The organism is Azospirillum sp. (assembly GCF_050789165.1).
The window spans coordinates 103,378-119,491 of sequence record NZ_JBOZRT010000016.1 but is presented as its reverse complement, the minus strand read 5'-3'; the positions used below and the strand labels follow the sequence as shown (position 1 = coordinate 119,491).

Below are 16,114 nucleotides of genomic sequence, written 5' to 3'. Positions count from 1 at the left end.
GGGGAGGTCGGGAGGGAGGAACGGCGGCGGGTTACGCCTCCACCAGCAGGTCCTCGTACCCTTCGACCCGCTTCAGCATCGACTGCCGCAGCTTCAGCAGCGCGCGGTGCTCCAGTTGGCGCACCCGCTCCTTGCTGACGCCCAGCTCGCGGCCGAGCTCCTCCAGGGTGGCGCCTTCCTCACGCAGACGGCGCTCCTGGATGATGGTGCGCTCGCGCGGGGACAGCTCGCCCAGGGCGTCGGCCAGCCACGCCGTGCGGGTGCGGGAGTCGCGCATGCCGATGACGACCTCTTCCGGGCTCGGCCGCTGGTCGGCCAGGAAGTCCTGCCAGTCGTCGTCGGAGCCGTCGGCGACCGGCGCGTTCAGCGACTGGTCGGTGGCGGCGAGGCGCATCTCCATGGACTCCACCTCGGTCACGTCGACCTGCAGCTCGGTGGCGATCCACTCGCGGCCCTCGCGGGTCAGGCCGGAGCCGGCGTTGGCGTTCTCGATGCGGGCACGCAGGCGCCGCAGGTTGAAGAACAGCGACTTCTGCGCGGCCGTCGTGCCGGTGCGCACGATGGACCAGTTGCGCAGGATGTAGTCCTGCATGGCGGAGCGGATCCACCACGCGGCGTAGGTGGAGAAGCGAACCTCGCGGTCCGGTTCGAAGCGGCTGGCCGCCTGCATCAGGCCAACGTTGCCTTCCTGCACCAGGTCGCCCATCGGCAGGCCGTAGTTGCGGAAGCGGGCGGCGGTCGCCACCACCAGCCTGGTGTAGGCGCGCACCAGCTCGTGCAAGGCCCGTTCGTTGCCCTGCTCGCGCCATTGGCGGGCGAGGTCGAACTCATGGTCGCGCGTGAGCAGCGGCTCGCGCATCGAGGCCTTGATGAAGCTCAGATTGGCCTTTTGAGTTTCCGGATCGTCGATGTACGCCATCCCGTATCCCTTCCCTCCGTCTCGGCGGCTCCCTCTTCGGGGAATTTGTGTGAATGCCGCTCCGTTTAGGGAGCCCGACGGTTTGGACAACAGCCGGGTACCCGCCCTGTTACGTTCCTATACGAACAGAACGGGGATGGTGGATCACAGGTGCGTGACGAAAAAGTACGACCTCCGTCGCCGTCCACCCTCCAATCGGGCGGAGTGGCGGATTCCGAATGTCCGAGCGCAAAGCTAGGCCATATTCTTGCGCCGGCAAGGCCGAAGCATAGCTGCCATGCGTCGTAGGAATTTAGCTGCACCGCAGGTGGGAGCGCGCAGCGCGACTGGGCCAGTGAGGCCCCGCGCCCACATGGGCGCGAAGCCAAGCGGCCGGACGGCCGCGCCCGGCGTCTGAGGGAAGAGATAACCCCTTACGCCTGGAACATCTCCAGGACGTCTCCGGTGTGGGTGAAGGCGCCGCAGACCAGCGGCCCGCCGAATCCGCAGCCGGCGTCCAGCGTCGCGGTGAAGTCGGTCACCTGCACGCCCTGTCTGGCCGGGTCGTAGCCGCGCACCACCCGGTGGAAGCCGCCGTAGGGCTGGTCCAGCCGCGCGAAGCCGCCGCCCGCCCACCAGAAGCTGTCGCCCTGATGGCCGAACGGCCGGTTCGGGTCGATGCCGGCGTTGACGAACAGCGCCCCGCCCGGCTGCGGCGCGTCGGGGGTGCCGGTGTAGGCGGCGCGACGCACCGCGTTGAACAGCGTGGCGTGGCCGGGCCGGGCCTGCATCGTCGCCCGCAGCCCCGCCGTCCAGCGTCCCAGCGACACCGCCCCACCGCGCGCCGCGGCGAAGCCCTGCTCGGCCGAACCGCCGTAGGCGGCCAGCGTCGTCTCCACACCCTGGCGCACCATCCAGTCCAGCACCTCGCCGGGGTTGGGCGCGAACTGCAGTTGGAGCAGCTTCTGCCACATCTCTTCCTGGCTGCCGCGCAGGTAGACGATGTCGGTCGGGAACAGGCCGCGGATCGACAGCAGCGCGCGGCGGAAGGCCAGCAGACCGTCGATGGTCTCCAGCGCCGGGGCGCCCCAGCCCACCAGGTTGCCCAGGTAGACCAGCCGGTCGCCGGCTTGGAAACGGGACCACACGGCCTCGTGGATGGCGTGCAGGCGATCGAGCTGGGCGTGCACGGACCCGATCGCCCAGATGCGGCGCGGGCGTCCCAGGTCGGCGAACTTGTGCGTCTCGGCCATCATGGGCCGCATGTAAGCAGCGCACGGCCGACAGGGGAAGCGGCAAACGGACGCAACCGCGGAAAAGCCCAAACGAAAAAGGGCGGCCAAAGCCGCCCCTTGTCGTCGCGTGGGATCGCCGGATCAGGCGGCCTTCTTGAGGACCTGCTCCAGCCGCTCGGTGGCCTTCAGCTCGTCGATCTTCTCGACGGCGGCCAGCTCGCGGGCCAGACGCTCCAGCGCAGCCTGATAGATCTGGCGCTCGCTGTAGGACTGGTCGGACTGGTCGGTGCCGCGGTACAGGTCGCGCACCACCTCGGCGATGGAGACCGGGTCGCCGGAGTTGATCTTGGCCTCGTACTCCTGGGCGCGGCGGCTCCACATGGTGCGGCGGATGCGCGAGCGGCCCTGCAGGGTCTCGAGGGCCACCTTGATGCGGTCCTTCGTGGACAGCCGGCGCAGGCCCGAGTTCTTGGCCTTGGTCACCGGAACCTTGAGCGTCATGCGCTCTTTTTCGAAGGTGATCGCGTAAAGCTGAATCTCTTGGCCGGCGATGACGTGGGTTTCGATACCCTCGACTCGACCGACGCCATGGGCCGGGTAGACCACGAAGTCACCCGCCTCGAACTCAAGCTTGTTCGACATCTTGGTTGGCTCTCACTCTCGCGACCATGCCATTTTGCCGCCCCGGTGGAAGGGGCGAAAAAGGCCCTGACACCACCATCTCGCCGCGGGCATGGAGTCCGACGCGGCTGCGGATGGGGGCGAGGAGCCTCTTTGTCTGAGGGAGCACCGGCAATGGCGCAGGGGCCGGCTTCCGGGCGCGGAGTATACCGATGTTACGCCCGAGTTACAAAGGTTACGCGCAGCCAACCCGCCGGATTCTTTTGCTGCCGAGCCATGGCTGCCCCGATTTTTTTGCAGAGCAGCAAAAGGCGCCCGCACCTATGCGCGGGCGCGACTCGCCAGTTGATATTCGTCAGTTACCCCCACCCGGCTTCGGGCTGAAGAACTTCTCGAACTTGCCGTCGACGCCCTTCATGGCATCGGCGTCGGCCGGGGCGTCCTTCTTGCGGGTCAGGTTGGGCCACTTGGCCGCGTACTCGCGGTTCAGCTCCATCCACTTGTCGGCGGCACCGTCGGTGTCGGGGACGATGGCTTCGGCCGGGCATTCCGGCTCGCACACGCCGCAGTCGATGCACTCATCCGGGTGGATGACGAGCATGTTCTCGCCCTCGTAGAAGCAATCCACGGGGCAGACCTCGACGCAGTCCGTGTACTTGCACTTGATGCAGGCTTCGGTGACGACGTAGGGCATGCTTTGTTCTCCGCTGATCCCGCCTGTTCCGTCGCCGTTCGCGCGGCAAGCTCCCGAGTCGCGATACAGCGCCAAATCCTTGGCGTTGCCTAGCACGCCGACTCCCCGCCTGCAACCCTGCCGACAACGTGGGCAATCCCGTGTGCGTTCGCACCGGGAGATAGGAGGCATCGGAACATTTCATTGGTGACGATTGGTCGCACGCGCGATGCTGTGGACCAACAACGCCCCCTCCCCATCCCTCCCCCGCTTTGCGGGAGAGGGGGGCTGCCGCCGATGCAGCGGAGTTCCCTCCACCGCGCCAGCGGGGGAGGGCTAGGGAGGGGGCGGAACACGACCGGGACGGGACGATGGCGCGGGTGCTGCTGGGCGGATTGCTGACTCTGGTGATCGCGATGGGCATCGGCCGCTTCGCCTACGCGCCGATCCTGCCGGCGATGCAGTCGGCCACCGGGTTGGGCGGCGACGGCGCCGGGCTGCTCGCCTCGCTCAACTACCTCGGCTATTTCCTGGGCGCCGCGGCGGCCAGCTGGGTGCCGCACGGTGCGGTGCGCACCTGGACCTTCCGCGCGGCGCTGGTGGCCAGCGTCGCCACCACCGCCGGGATGGGGGTGACCGACGACTTTTTCCTCTGGTCGGTGCTGCGCTTCCTTTCCGGCCTCGCCAGCGCCGGCATGTTCATCCTCGGCATCGCCATGGTGCTGGACGCGCTGGTGCGGATGGGGGCGGAGTCCCGCGCCGGCTGGATGTACATGGGCGTGGGCGCCGGCATCGCCGGGTCCGGCCTGTTCGTCGCGCTGTTCGGCGGCCGGCTCGGCTGGGACGGCGACTGGCTGGCGCTGGGCGCCGTGTGCGTGCCGATGGCGGTGCCGGTGTGGCTGTGGGTGCAGGACCACGCGCCGAAGCACGCGGCGACCGCGGCGGCGGTGACCGGCGGACTGTCGGCGCCGCTGCTGCTGCTCACCGCCGCCTATTTCCTGGAGGGGGCGGGCTACATCGTCACCGGCACCTTCCTGGTGGCGCTGCTGAAGCGCATGCCCGACACCGCGGCCATCGGCGAGGCGGCGTGGACCGTCGCCGGCTTGGCCGCCGTGCCCTCGGGCCTGTTCTGGGCGGCGATGGGCCGGAAGCTCGGCGGCTGGCGGGCGCTGATCCTGGCGCATCTGGCGCAGGCGGTGGGCATCGTGCTGCCGCTGGCCGGGCTGGGCGCGGTGGGCGGCTTCGCCTCGGCGGTGCTGTTCGGCGGCACCTTCGTCGGCATCGTGTCGATGGCCTTCATGCTGGGCCGCCAGCTCTCCGGTGGCGCCTCGGCCAAGGTGGTGGGCGCGCTCACCGCCGCCTACGGCCTGGGCCAGATCCTCGGCCCCCTGCCCGCCGGCATCGCGGTGGAGCGCACCGGCAGCTTCGCCGCCGCCCTGATGGGCGCGTCCGGCGTGGTGGCGCTGGGGGCGGCGTGCCTGCTGGGCGGCTTGCTGCTCAGCCGTCCGGCCCCCTCGCCAGGCGCGTCGCCCGCCTCCTCCGGAAGGGCATCGGCCGAAAAGGCTGGCTGACAAACATAAAGATATCTTTATGCTTGCATGCGATGGGCGCGGCTGGTACACGAGCCGCCATGAGGGGAAGGTCCGTTCCGCCCCCGCCGAACGAATTTTGCAGGAGACAGCCGCGATGGCCGCCAGCTTCACGGACTACAAGGTCAAGGATATCGGCCTCGCCGAGTGGGGTCGCAAGGAGATCACGATCGCCGAGACCGAGATGCCCGGTCTGATGGCGCTGCGCGACGAGTACGGCGATTCCAAGCCGCTGAAGGGCGCCCGCATCGTCGGCTGCCTGCACATGACCATCCAGACCGCCGTGCTGATCGAGACGCTGACCGCCCTCGGTGCGACCGTGCGCTGGTCGTCGTGCAACATCTTCTCGACCCAGGACCACGCCGCCTCGGCCATCGCCGCGGCCGGCATCCCGGTCTTCGCCTGGAAGGGCGAGACGGAGGAGGAGTTCTGGTGGTGCATCGAGCAGACGCTGCGCGGCCCGGACGGCTGGACCCCGAACATGATCCTGGACGACGGCGGCGACGTCACGCAGATCATGCACGACAAGTATCCGGAGATGCTGAACGACGTGCGCGGCCTGTCGGAGGAGACCACCACCGGCGTGCACCGTCTGTATGAGATGATGAAGGCCGGCACGCTGCGCGTTCCCGCCATCAACGTCAACGATAGCGTCACCAAGTCGAAGTTCGACAACCTGTACGGCTGCCGCGAGTCGCTGGTGGACGGCATCAAGCGCGCCACCGACGTGATGGTGGCCGGCAAGGTCGCCGTGGTCGCCGGCTACGGCGACGTGGGCAAGGGCTCGGCCGCCTCGCTGCGCTCGCAGGGTGCGCGCGTGATGGTCACCGAGATCGACCCGATCAACGCCCTCCAGGCCGCCATGGAAGGCTATCAGGTCATCACCATGGACGAGGCGGCGCCGCTCGGCGACATCTTCGTCACGGCGACCGGCAACGTCGACGTCATCACGCTCGACCACATGCGCGCCATGAAGGACCGCGCCATCGTCTGCAACATCGGCCACTTCGACAGCGAGATCCAGATCGACTCGCTGAAGAACCTGGTGTGGGAAGAGGTGAAGCCGCAGGTGGACGAGGTGGTGTTCCCCGACGGCAAGCGCCTGATCGTGCTGGCCAAGGGCCGCCTGGTGAACCTGGGCTGCGCCACCGGCCACCCGAGCTTCGTGATGAGCGCCTCCTTCACCAATCAGGTGCTGGCGCAGATCGAGCTGTGGAACAACGCCAAGAACTACGAGCGCAAGGTCTACGTGCTGCCGAAGCACCTGGACGAGAAGGTCGCCCGCCTGCACCTCGACAAGATCGGCGCCAAGCTGACCACGCTGACCGAGAAGCAGGCCAGCTACATCGGCGTCGCCGCCGAGGGCCCGTACAAGCCCGACCACTACCGCTACTAAGCGGTCGAACAGTCCCGCATGACTGGGCCCCTCCCGCAAGGGAGGGGCTTTTTCTTGGTGCGTTTTGCCCCCTCCCCGGCCCTCCCCCGCTGCGCGATGGAGGGGGATGGCGGCAGGTTCCCTCTCCCGCGCAAGCGGGGGAGGGTTAGGGAGGGGGCAACACCCTCCCCGCCGGGAACACCAGCCGCACCGTCGTCCCCACCCCCGGCGCGCTGTCGATCTCGAACCGCCCGCCGTGCAGTTCGATCAGCGCCCGCGTCAGCGGCAGCCCCAGGCCCGACCCCCGCTCGGCGGACACCGCACGCTCGTGCACCTGCCCGAAGGCGTCGAGCGCCCGCGGCAATTGCTCGGCGGACATGCCGATCCCGGTGTCGGCGACGCTGAGCGCCACGCTTCCGTCGTCCAGCCGCGCGGCGCCCACCACCACCCGGCCGCCCTCCTTCGAGAACTTGACGGCATTGCTCACCAGATTGGTCAGCATCTGGCGGAGCATCGACAGGTCGCCCTGCACCGGCGGCGTGTCCTCCGGCACCGCGCAGAGCAGCGCCACGCCGCGCGCGCCGGCCGGCGCCTGCATCATGGCGAAGGTCATGTCGGTGATCAGGCCGAGGTCGCACGGCTCCTCGCGCAGCTCCATCCGCCCGGCCTCGATCTTGGCGAGGTCGAGCAGGCGGGTGATCATGTCCAGCATGTACTCCCCCGCCGCCGCGATCTGGCGGGCGTGGTCGCGGTAGCGCGGGTTGCCGAGCGGCCCCATCAGCTCGTCGCCGATCAGTTGCGCGAAGCCCATCACCGCGTTGAGCGGCGTGCGCAGCTCATGGCTCAGGTGATGGACGTAGTCGGACTTGCGCTGGTTGGCGCGCTCCGCCTCGTCGCGGGCGGCGCGCAGCTCGGCCTCCTGCTGCTTGAGGTCGCTGACGTCGCTGCGCAGCCCCACCGTGCCGCCGTCGCGGGTGCGCCGCTCCTCGACGCGCAGCCAGCGGCCGTCGGCCATCCGCTGCTGGAACGGCGGGCCGGGCGCACGGTGGCGGGCGATGCGCTCGGCCAGCCAAGCGTCCAGCTCGTCGGACGGCACGGCGTACTGGCCGCGCCGCGCGCCCTCGACCAGGATCGTCTCGAAGCTGGTGCCGGGGCGGATCAGATCCTCGCTCAGCGCGTACAGCTCGCGGTACTTGGCGTTGCACAGCACCAGCCGGTCGTCGGCGTCGTACAGCACGAAGCCGTCGGCGATGCTCTCGATGGCGTCCACCAGCAACTCGTGCGCGCGGAGCGCCTGCCGCTCGGCCTGCGCCTTGCCGGTGACGTTGCGCACGCTGCACAGCACCCGCGCGCCGTCCAGCAGCGCCACCAGCCGCGCCTCGAAACAGCGCTCACCGTCCGGAGATCCATCTGGCCCGGGCAGCGCGAAGTCCACCCCCGCCACCTCCTCGCCCTGATTCAGACGGTCGAGCGCGGCACCAACCAGCCCGCCGGCCGGCTCGGGCAGCACGTCCTGCACCCGGCTGTTGAGGAAGCGCTCCGCCGGCACGTTCAGCTCGGCCGGGCTGGCAGCGGCGAAGTCGAGGATGGTGCCGTCGCGCGCCAGCTCGAAGCGCATGTCGGGGTAGGCGTAGGACAGCGCCACCAGCTGCTCGGTCAGCCGCAGCACCTCCTGGCGCGCCGGCGTGTCGGGCATCACCTCGACCAGAACCAGGGGCACCCCGCCCGCGGTGCCGGCGGGCGAGAGCCGGATGTCCACTTCCAGCGCGGCGGCGCCCCGGCGCAGCGTCACCCGCGGCTCCGCGGCCCCGGCCGGCAGCGCGACGCTCACCGGACCGCCGTCCCCGATCAACGCCCGGGCCGCGCCGTTCAGCCAGATCGCCGACCCGGCCGGGTCAACCAGGAGCAGGGGCGTCGCCAGCCCTTCGAGCAGACCGAGCCCGTCCGGGTCGGGGTCATCGAGCTGGACACGGGTCATCGGCGCGCGTTCTGGTTAAGGGGCGTTTACCTGGATACCACATCCCCACGCAGCGCTGAAACCTGGGCGCGCACGCACCAGCCCCGCAGGGTGCGGCGTATTGTCCGCCCAGTCTCGCCCTCAGCCGACCTCCGGCTCGTCCCAGCGGTGGCAGGCGACGCGGTGGCCGGGGCGGACCGTCTCCAGCACCGGGACGCTGTCGGCGCAGACGTCGGCGGCGCGCGGGCAGCGGAGCCTCAGCGGACAGCCCCCGGGCGGCCGCAGCGCCGACGGCGGGTCGCCGCGCAGCTCCGGCTTGCGCCCCTCGGCGACGGCGAGCAGCGCCTGCGTGTAAGGATGGCGCGCGTCGGCGCGCAGAGCGGCGGGGTCCGCCTCCTCGACCACGCGACCGGCCAGCAGCACCAGCACGCGGTGCGCCATGCGGAAGGCCAGCGCCGCGTCCTCGGTGGCGAGCACCAGCGTGGTGCGCTGCTGGCCCTGCAGGTGCAGCAGGTGGCCGACCAGCGCCTCGCGGTCGGCGGCGTCGAGGCTCGCCGTGGGCTCGTCGCACACCAGCAGACCGGGATGCGTGACCAGCGCCCGCGCCAGCCCGGCGCGCGCCGCCTCCCCCACCGTCAGCGCCGCCGGGTAGAGGTCGGCGGCGGCCAGTGGCAGCCCCGCGCGCGCCAGCGCGTCGGCGACGCGCACCGGGCGCATCGCCGCGTCCTCCTCCGGAACCAGCGCGGCGTGCGTCTCGGCGACGTGCCCGCCGACGCTGCACAGCGGGTCGAGCGCGGCGCGCGGGTCGGGGAACAGCGCCTGCACGTCGCGCCGCTCGTGCCGCATCGCCGCCTCGTCGAGGATGAGCAGGTCGCGGCCATGCCACGCCACCCGCCCGCCCGCCGCCGGAACCAGCCGCAGGATGGCGCGCGCCACCATCGCCTTGCCGCTGCCGGTCTCGCCGAGCAGCGCCGCCGTCTCGCCCTCCGCCAGCTCGAAGCCGACGCCCTCCACCACGCTGAGCCAGCGCGTGCCGCCCAGCCATGTCCGCCCAACCGGGAAGGCGACGCGCAGGTCGCGCACCGACAGCACCGGCGCGCCGCCGGCCGAGGGCGCGGCCTCGGGATGCTCGCCCGGCTCCGGCGGCGGGCCCAGGCGCCCCAGATCCAGGTGCAGCGCGCGGTCTGCCGGCGCCGCGGCGTCGCGCCCGGCGATCACCAGCCCGGCCCGGCGCTCGCGCGCCCACGCCGCCAGCAGCCACAGCAGCCGCGCCCGCACCGTCGGGTCCAGCCCGGCGCCCGGCGCGTCGGCCAGCAGCACCTGCGGGTCGGACGCCACCGCAAGCGCCAGCGCGACGCGCACCCGCAGCCCCTCCGGCAGCTCGTGCGGATAGAGGGAGAGCCGGCGCGCCGCCATCGGCACCTCCAGCCTTTCCAGCGCCAGCACGGCGCGGGCCGGCGCATCCCCGCCCAGCACCTCGGTGAACTGGGCGCCAAGCGTGCGGTGCGGGGTGAGACGCGCCGTCTGCGGCACCAGCGCAATCCGTTCCGGCCGCGAAACATGACCGTCAGCGACGTAGCCCGTAGGGAGCAGCCCCCCGGCGGCGCGCAGCAGCAGGCTCTTGCCGGCACCGGCCGGTCCGCTGATCGCCAGCACCGCGCCGGGTTCCACCGCAAAGTCGGCGTTCAGCACGATCACCGTTCCGCCGCAGCGCACGGTCAGCCCGTCGGCCAGCAGCAGCGGCGCGCTCATGGACGCTCCGGCGCGAAGGCGGCCTCGATGCCGTGGCCGATGGCGTGCAGCGCCGCCAGAGTCGCCGCCAGCAGCAGCGCCGGCGGCAACAGCGCGGCCAAGCTCCTGGCGGCGCCGATCTGCGCCCCCCAGGTGCCGACCCCGCCCACGCCGAGGACGGCGCCCAGGCTCAGCACCAGCACCGCGCGCGGCAGCGCCGGCCACAGCGCCACCAGCAGCGGCCCCAGGGCGTTCGGCAGCGTGTGCCGCCGCCAGACCTCATACCGCCCCAACCCGGCGGCCCGCGCCGCCGCGTTGATGCCGTGCCGTCCGGCCTCCATCGCAACACCGTGCGTCGCCAGCGCCGCGCCGGGCACCAGCGACAGGAGCACCGCCGCGTCGAACGGCAGCGGCCCGCCCCCGCCCAACCCGGCCGCCACAACCGGCAGCAGCGCCAGCGGCAGCGCCGTCAGCCCGGTCGCGGTCCGCACCAAGGCCCGCCCGACCGGCCCGCCGAGCAGCGCCGCCAGCCCGCCCCACGCTCCGCCGAGCAGCGCCCCGCCCAGCGCCGCCGCGACGGCGAAGGCCAGCGTCGCGTGGCCGCCCTGCAGGGCGTCGGCGATCGGCTCGTCACCGACGACGCCGCGCAGTTGCGGCGCCAGCGCATCGGCCAACACCACCGCCATCAGCAGCGCCAGCCCCTGCATGGCGCCGCGATGGTGCGCGAAGCGGTGGCGCGCGATCCGCCAGGGCGATTCCGTTGCCATGTCGAAGCGGGTGCGCTCCATGGCTCACTCCACCCGCGCGCGCGGGTCGAGGCCGCCGCGCAGCACGGCGCCCAGCCCGCGCAGCAGGAGAACCAGTCCCGCGAGCAGCGCCGCCGCCGCCGCGGTCCCGGCCGCATCCCCGGCGCGCGCCGCCTGCACCAGCATGGATCCGGTGCCCGGCAGCCCGAACAGCGCCTCGGCGGCTGCCCCGCTGGCCACCGTCGCGGCGGCGAGCGGCCCCAGCGCGCCGGCCAGCGGCGCCAGCGCCGCCGGCATCGTGTGGCGCAGGAACGTCTCCCGCGCCGGCACGCCACGCCCGCGCGCGGTCAGCGCAAAGCCCTGCCGATCCGCCGTCACGGCGCCCGCGCGCCCGATCCGCGCCGCCTCGCCCAGCACCGGCACCGCGAGCGCCAAGGCCGCCAGCGCCGGCGTCTTCACACCCAGCGCCACGACCACCAGCGCCACCGCCAGGAACCCCGGCACCGCCGCCCCCACGGTGGCCGCCGCCTCGCCCAAACGCCCCCCGGCCAAGCCAAGGGGCGCGCCGAACGCCAGTCCAAGCGCCAGCGCCCCGCCGACCAGCGCCAGCGTCGCCGGCAGCCCAGCCGCGGCGCGGCCCAGCGCCGCCGTCCCTCCGGGCACGCCGAAGGCCGCCGCGGCCGCGAGCAGCAGCACCGCCGTCAGGGCGGCGGCGAAACGGCGCAGCGCGAAACTCACCATGGGCGGAGGTCGGAACGGGCGGTTGGCAACGGCATCGGGCGCGGTAACTCGTCCGGCGGACGGCAAGGCCCGACCGTAGCGGCGAAGCGCGGCTGCGGGCAACGGGAATCGCTCCCGTGCCGGAGCGGAACGCACCGGTCAGGTGTTCGTTGTCTACCGGCCCTCCTTCCGCGAGCCAACCGCGCATGCCGCTTCCGTCGCCCCACGCCACCACCCTGCCCGTCCCCGTCGCGGCCGAACCCAGCCTGTTCGTGCCGGGCCGCACCTGCTGGCGGGTCGAGCAGGCCCGGCGCATCGGCATCGCCATCGACGCGGAGAACTACTTCACCATCGCCAAGGAGGCGATGCGGCGTGCCCGGCGCTCGATCCTGCTGACCGCGTGGGACCTCGACCCGCGCATGCGCCTGACCCCGCACGAGCGCCCGCCGCGCCGCCCCGACCGGCTCGGCCACTTCCTGAACTGGCTGGCCACCAAGCGCCCGCACCTGGAGATCCGGGTGCTCAAATGGGACTATGCGGAATTGTTCGACATCGGGCGGGGGCAGCACCCGCTGTCGATCCGCCGGCTGTTCACCCACCCCCGCCTGGACTACCGCCTCGACAGCGACCATCCCACCGGCGCCTGCCACCATCAGAAGCTGCTGATCGTCGATGACGCGCTGGCCTTCTGCGGCGGCCTCGACCTCACCGCCAACCGCTGGGACACCCGCGCCCACCGCCGCGACGAGCCCAACCGCCGCCAGCCCGACGGGCAGTGCTACGAGCCGTTCCACGACATCATGATGGCGGTGGACGGCGACGCCGCCCGCGCGCTCGGCGACCTGTTCCGCGAGCGCTGGCTGCGCGCCACCGGCCAGCCGCTGGCCCCGACGCCGCCCGGCTACGACCCCTGGCCGGCCGAGCTGCTGCCGGTTCTGCTGCGCGAGCATCCGGTGGCGGTGGCGCGCACCGACCCGCACTGGGGGGGGCGGCCGGAGGTGCGCGAGGTGGAGGCGCTCTACCTCGACGGCATCGCGGCCGCGAAGCGAACCATCTACCTGGAAAGCCAGTATTTCGCCGCCCAGGCCGTCGCCGAGGCGCTGCGCAAGCGTCTGGCCGAGCCGGACGGGCCAGAGGTGGTGGTGGTCAACCCGGTGCGCGCCAACAGCTGGCTGGAGAACCAGGTGATGGTCTCCGCCCGCAACCGGCTGGCCCGCCAGCTCAAGGAGTGCGACCCGCACGGCCGCTTCCGCCTGTACGCGCCGGTCACCGACCAGACGCACATCACCGTGCACGCCAAGGTGATGGTGATCGACGACCGGCTGCTGCGCATCGGTTCGGCCAACCTCAACAACCGCTCCATGGGCCTGGACACCGAATGCGACCTCGCCATCGAGGCGCGCGCCGGCGACCCGCGCGAGGCCGAGGTGCGCGCCGCCGTCACCGCGGTGCGCGACGACCTGCTGGGCGAGCACCTGGGCGTCGCGCCGGAGGCGCTGGGCCGAGCGGTGCAGCGCACCGGCTCGTTGATCGGCGCCATCGAGTCGCTGCGCCGCCCCGGCGGCATGGGCCGCACGCTGGAGGTGCTGGAGACGCCGGATCCCGGCGTCATCGGCGCCACAATGGCCGATACCGGCGTTCTCGATCCCGAGCGGCCGGTGCCGGCGACCGAGCTGGTCGGTCGCGTGCTGCCCTCGCTGATCCCGCGCCAGCACACCGTGCTGGCGGGGCTGGCGATCCTGCTGGTGCTGGGCGGGCTGTACGCGCTGTGGAGCGTCACCGACCTCAAGGTGCTGGCGACGCTGGACGCGGTGATGGCCGGGCTGGAGTCGCTGCGCGGCACGCCGCTGGGACCGGTGTGGCTGGTGGCGCTCTACGTGCTGGCGGGGCTGGTGGTGTTCCCGATCACCGTGCTGATCGCCGCCACCGCCATCGTGCTCGGCCCGCTGGAAGGTTTCGTGGTCGCAATGACCGGCGCGCTGGCCTCGTCGGCGGTGCTGTTCTGGATCGGGCGCACGCTGGGGCGCCGGCACATCGAGCGGTTCGGCGGGCCGGCGGTGGCGCGGGCCAGCGCGCGGCTGGCGCGCAGCGGAATTCTCGCGGTGGCGACGATCCGGGTTGTCCCGGTGGCCCCGTTCACCGTAATCAATCTGGTGGCCGGGGCGTCGCGCATCCGCTTCCGCGACTTCGTCGTCGGCACCCTGGCCGGCATCGCGCCGGGAACGCTGGCGTTCAGCCTGCTGGGCAACCAGTTGGAACGGACGCTGCGCAATCCGACCGGGGCCGACGTGGCGCTGCTGGTCGGACTCGCCGCCGTGGCGGTCGGGCTGGGCTGGGCGGCGAGCCGGGTGTTGGGCAGGACAGGCTGGGGAGGCAGGGACTCGTGATCCGGTTCACCGACGAGCGGGTTCGGCGCATCGCGTCGGCCCTGCGGGCCGCCCGCGCCCGCCGCCACCTGCGCCCGCCGGACAGCCGGTCGAACCCGCTGCCCGAGGGCATGGCGGCGCTGCGCATCGCCACCTGGAACATCCACAGCTGCGTCGGCCTCGACGCCCGCTTCGCGCCCGACCGCATCGCCGAGGTGATCCGCGGCCTCGACGTCGATTTGATCGGCCTGCAGGAGGTCGGCTGGCACCACCGCGGCGAGGTCGGGCTGGACCAGTTCGACTACCTCGCCAGGGCCACCGGCCTGACGGCGCACGCCGCGCCCACCAAGCACAACGCCCGCGCCCACTACGGCAACTGCATCCTGACGCGGCTGCCGGTGCGTTCGGTGACGCCGATCGACCTGTGCGTCCGCCACCGCGAGCCGCGCGGCGGCGTCGATGTGGTGGTGGAGGTGGAGGGCCGCCCGGTGCGGGTGATCGCCGCCCACCTCGGCCTCGACCCATGGGAGCGCGCCAGCCAGATCGCCCGGATCATCGGCCTGCTCGACCAGCAGCCGGAGCTGCCGTCGCTGTTCATGGGCGATCTGAACGAGTGGACGCCCACCTCGCCGCGCCTGCGCCGCCTGGCCGAGTCCTTTGAGGATTGGGCGAGCCCGCGCAGCTTCCACGCCAAGATGCCGACGCTGCGGCTGGACCGCATGTACGTCCGTGGCGGCCTGAAGATCCCGGCCTTCGAGGTGATCCGCACGCCGATGACCCGGCGGGCGTCGGACCATTTGCCGGTGCGGGCGGTGGTGGCGGTTCCGTAACGGGTGCGTGTCGGATCCTTGCAGGCAACCCGGTCTACACGGATTTCACGGATTTGAGGCACGGATTACACGGATTTTTTTGAGGCTTGAGGCGCGTGCACGATCCCGCAAGCCTTTGCCGGATAGACTTCCCCAGTTGCGGCAACCTCTTTCAATCGTCATCCCGGCGAAGGCGGGGATGACGTGTAAGGAAGCACTCAGGCTGACGAGAAGCTGCGGCTGAACCACGAATAAAAAATCCGTGTAATCCGTGCTTAAATCCGTGAAATCCGTGTGACCCCGTTGTTCCCCGGATCACCGCACCGGCTTCAACTCGTAGATCAGCCACACCAGCAGCCCGACCACGACCAGCGCCCCGCCCTGGTGCGCCGCCGCCAGCGGGATCGCCACCACGCTGAGCAGGGTCGCCACACCCAGCGCGATCTGCACCAGCACCATAGCGCCGAGCAGCAGCGCCACCCGCCCGGCGCGCCCCGGCAGACCGGCCGCCCACACCCGCGCCGCCAGGACCAGCGCCATCGCGCCGGTGGTCAGCGCCAGCACGCGGTGCAGGAACTGCACCGTCGCGGTGTTCTCGAAGGCGTTGATCCACCAGGGCGACAGGTTCCACACCTCGGGCGGCACGACGTGCCCGGCCATCAGCGGGAAAGTGTTGTAGGCGAAGCCGGCGCGGATGCCGGCGACGAACGCGCCCCAGACGATGGTCACCGCCGCCAGCCCCAGGGCCCAGCGGGCGACGCGGCGCAGGCCCGCCGCCTCCGGCCGCCAGCCGGCCAGCGGGGCGGGGTCGAGGACGCCCAGCGCCACCCGGATCAGCGCGGCGTAGATCAGGATCGCCGTGCCCAGGTGCAGCGCCAGTCGGTAATGGCTGACGTGCGGCGCGTCGGCCAGCCCGCTCTTCACCATGAACCAGCCGATGACGCCCTGCAGCCCGCCCAGCAGGAACAGTCCGGCCAGCTGCGGCGCCAGCGCCCGCGGCACCCGCCCGCGCGCCAGGAACCACAGGAACGGCAGCAGGAACACGAAGCCGATCAGCTGCCCCCACAGGCGGTGGAACCACTCCCAGAAGAAGATCTGCTTGAACCCGGCGAGGTCCATCCAGGCGTTGTAGACGCGAAACTCCGGCGTCTGGCGGTACAGGTCGAAGACGCGCTGCCATTCCCCTTCCGACAACGGCGGCAGGATGCCGATCAGCGGCTTCCACTCCACCATCGACAGGCCGGATTCGGTCAGCCGGGTGATCGCCCCGATCACCGCCATGGCGAACACCATGCCGGCGCAGGCCAGCAGCCACACGGCGATCGGCCGCAACGCCCGTTCGGCATGGGGTTCGGCGCGGGAAACGTAAGTGTCGGTCAGGCTCGTCACGGGCA

At 71.8% G+C, this 16,114-nt stretch carries 13 protein-coding genes; 4 read left to right on the top strand and 9 right to left on the bottom strand.

Annotation, left to right across the window (positions count from 1 at the left end; translation table 11 throughout):
• Positions 1-31 precede the first annotated feature (31 nt).
• From ACRWK7_RS02970 to fdxA, 4 genes are all read right to left on the bottom strand, one after another.
• Entirely contained in the window at positions 32-919 is an 888-nt protein-coding gene (locus ACRWK7_RS02970; RefSeq protein WP_431854682.1) for an RNA polymerase factor sigma-32, read from the bottom strand.
• Between the two features lie 413 nt (positions 920-1,332).
• Positions 1,333-2,163, bottom strand: a complete 831-nt coding sequence (locus ACRWK7_RS02965) for a hypothetical protein (RefSeq protein WP_431854681.1) — start codon at positions 2,161-2,163, stop codon at positions 1,333-1,335.
• Between the two features lie 111 nt (positions 2,164-2,274).
• The gene (locus tag ACRWK7_RS02960; protein WP_431854680.1) at positions 2,275-2,775 is read right to left on the bottom strand and encodes a CarD family transcriptional regulator; all 501 of its coding nucleotides are present in this window, start codon (positions 2,773-2,775) and stop codon (positions 2,275-2,277) included.
• A gap of 334 nt (positions 2,776-3,109) precedes the next feature.
• Entirely contained in the window at positions 3,110-3,448 is a 339-nt protein-coding gene (fdxA, locus tag ACRWK7_RS02955) for a ferredoxin FdxA (protein WP_109117572.1), read from the bottom strand.
• 350 nt (positions 3,449-3,798) lie between these two features.
• On the opposite strand from fdxA, the gene ACRWK7_RS02950 reads away from it, so the two are divergent.
• Positions 3,799-4,998 carry a YbfB/YjiJ family MFS transporter gene (locus ACRWK7_RS02950; protein ID WP_431854679.1) on the top strand — a complete coding sequence of 400 codons (1,200 nt, stop codon included), beginning with the start codon at positions 3,799-3,801 and terminating at the stop codon, positions 4,996-4,998.
• Between the two features lie 115 nt (positions 4,999-5,113).
• Positions 5,114-6,412, top strand: coding sequence for an adenosylhomocysteinase (gene ahcY, locus ACRWK7_RS02945; RefSeq protein ID WP_431854678.1), 1,299 nt, complete (start codon positions 5,114-5,116; stop codon positions 6,410-6,412).
• Between the two features lie 145 nt (positions 6,413-6,557).
• On the opposite strand, the gene ACRWK7_RS02940 is transcribed toward ahcY, so the two are convergent.
• From ACRWK7_RS02940 to ACRWK7_RS02925, 4 genes are all read right to left on the bottom strand, one after another.
• A complete protein-coding gene (locus ACRWK7_RS02940) occupies positions 6,558-8,369 on the bottom strand; it encodes a PAS domain-containing sensor histidine kinase (protein WP_431854677.1) in 1,812 nt (603 codons plus the stop codon).
• 120 nt (positions 8,370-8,489) lie between these two features.
• The gene (locus ACRWK7_RS02935) at positions 8,490-10,100 is read right to left on the bottom strand and encodes an ABC transporter ATP-binding protein (protein ID WP_431854676.1); all 1,611 of its coding nucleotides are present in this window, start codon (positions 10,098-10,100) and stop codon (positions 8,490-8,492) included.
• Entirely contained in the window at positions 10,097-10,867 is a 771-nt protein-coding gene (locus ACRWK7_RS02930; RefSeq protein WP_431854675.1) for an ABC transporter permease subunit, read from the bottom strand. The genes ACRWK7_RS02935 and ACRWK7_RS02930 overlap by 4 nt, the downstream gene beginning before the upstream one ends.
• 3 nt (positions 10,868-10,870) lie before the next feature.
• Positions 10,871-11,566 (bottom strand): ABC transporter permease subunit, encoded by a 696-nt coding sequence (locus tag ACRWK7_RS02925; protein WP_431854674.1) that lies wholly within the window; start codon positions 11,564-11,566, stop codon positions 10,871-10,873.
• 185 nt (positions 11,567-11,751) lie between these two features.
• Between ACRWK7_RS02925 and ACRWK7_RS02920 the strand changes: the two genes are divergently transcribed.
• Together ACRWK7_RS02920 and ACRWK7_RS02915 are read left to right on the top strand one after the other, a co-directional pair.
• Positions 11,752-13,932 (top strand): VTT domain-containing protein, encoded by a 2,181-nt coding sequence (locus tag ACRWK7_RS02920; protein ID WP_431854673.1) that lies wholly within the window; start codon positions 11,752-11,754, stop codon positions 13,930-13,932.
• Positions 13,929-14,741: an endonuclease/exonuclease/phosphatase family protein gene (locus ACRWK7_RS02915; protein WP_431854672.1), complete on the top strand. Its 813-nt coding sequence runs from the start codon at positions 13,929-13,931 to the stop codon at positions 14,739-14,741. The genes ACRWK7_RS02920 and ACRWK7_RS02915 overlap by 4 nt, the downstream gene beginning before the upstream one ends.
• 294 nt (positions 14,742-15,035) lie before the next feature.
• Here the strand turns inward: ACRWK7_RS02915 and ACRWK7_RS02910 are convergent, their stop codons facing one another.
• Complete coding sequence (locus ACRWK7_RS02910) at positions 15,036-16,109, bottom strand: COX15/CtaA family protein (protein WP_431854671.1); 1,074 nt, start codon at positions 16,107-16,109, stop codon at positions 15,036-15,038.
• Positions 16,110-16,114 lie beyond the last annotated feature (5 nt).

Excerpts from the sequence above, each read along its gene's own strand:
- ACRWK7_RS02970 (WP_431854682.1), bottom strand. The coding sequence starts at position 919 with ATGGCGTACATCGACGATCCGGAAACTCAAAAGGCCAATCTGAGCTTC.
- ACRWK7_RS02965 (WP_431854681.1), bottom strand. The coding sequence starts at position 2,163 with ATGCGGCCCATGATGGCCGAGACGCACAAGTTCGCCGACCTGGGACGC.
- ACRWK7_RS02960 (WP_431854680.1), bottom strand. The coding sequence starts at position 2,775 with ATGTCGAACAAGCTTGAGTTCGAGGCGGGTGACTTCGTGGTCTACCCG.
- fdxA (WP_109117572.1), bottom strand. The coding sequence starts at position 3,448 with ATGCCCTACGTCGTCACCGAAGCCTGCATCAAGTGCAAGTACACGGAC.
- ACRWK7_RS02950 (WP_431854679.1), top strand. The coding sequence starts at position 3,799 with ATGGCGCGGGTGCTGCTGGGCGGATTGCTGACTCTGGTGATCGCGATG.
- ahcY (WP_431854678.1), top strand. The coding sequence starts at position 5,114 with ATGGCCGCCAGCTTCACGGACTACAAGGTCAAGGATATCGGCCTCGCC.
- ACRWK7_RS02940 (WP_431854677.1), bottom strand. The coding sequence starts at position 8,369 with ATGACCCGTGTCCAGCTCGATGACCCCGACCCGGACGGGCTCGGTCTG.
- ACRWK7_RS02935 (WP_431854676.1), bottom strand. The coding sequence starts at position 10,100 with ATGAGCGCGCCGCTGCTGCTGGCCGACGGGCTGACCGTGCGCTGCGGC.
- ACRWK7_RS02930 (WP_431854675.1), bottom strand. The coding sequence starts at position 10,867 with ATGGAGCGCACCCGCTTCGACATGGCAACGGAATCGCCCTGGCGGATC.
- ACRWK7_RS02925 (WP_431854674.1), bottom strand. The coding sequence starts at position 11,566 with ATGGTGAGTTTCGCGCTGCGCCGTTTCGCCGCCGCCCTGACGGCGGTG.
- ACRWK7_RS02920 (WP_431854673.1), top strand. The coding sequence starts at position 11,752 with ATGCCGCTTCCGTCGCCCCACGCCACCACCCTGCCCGTCCCCGTCGCG.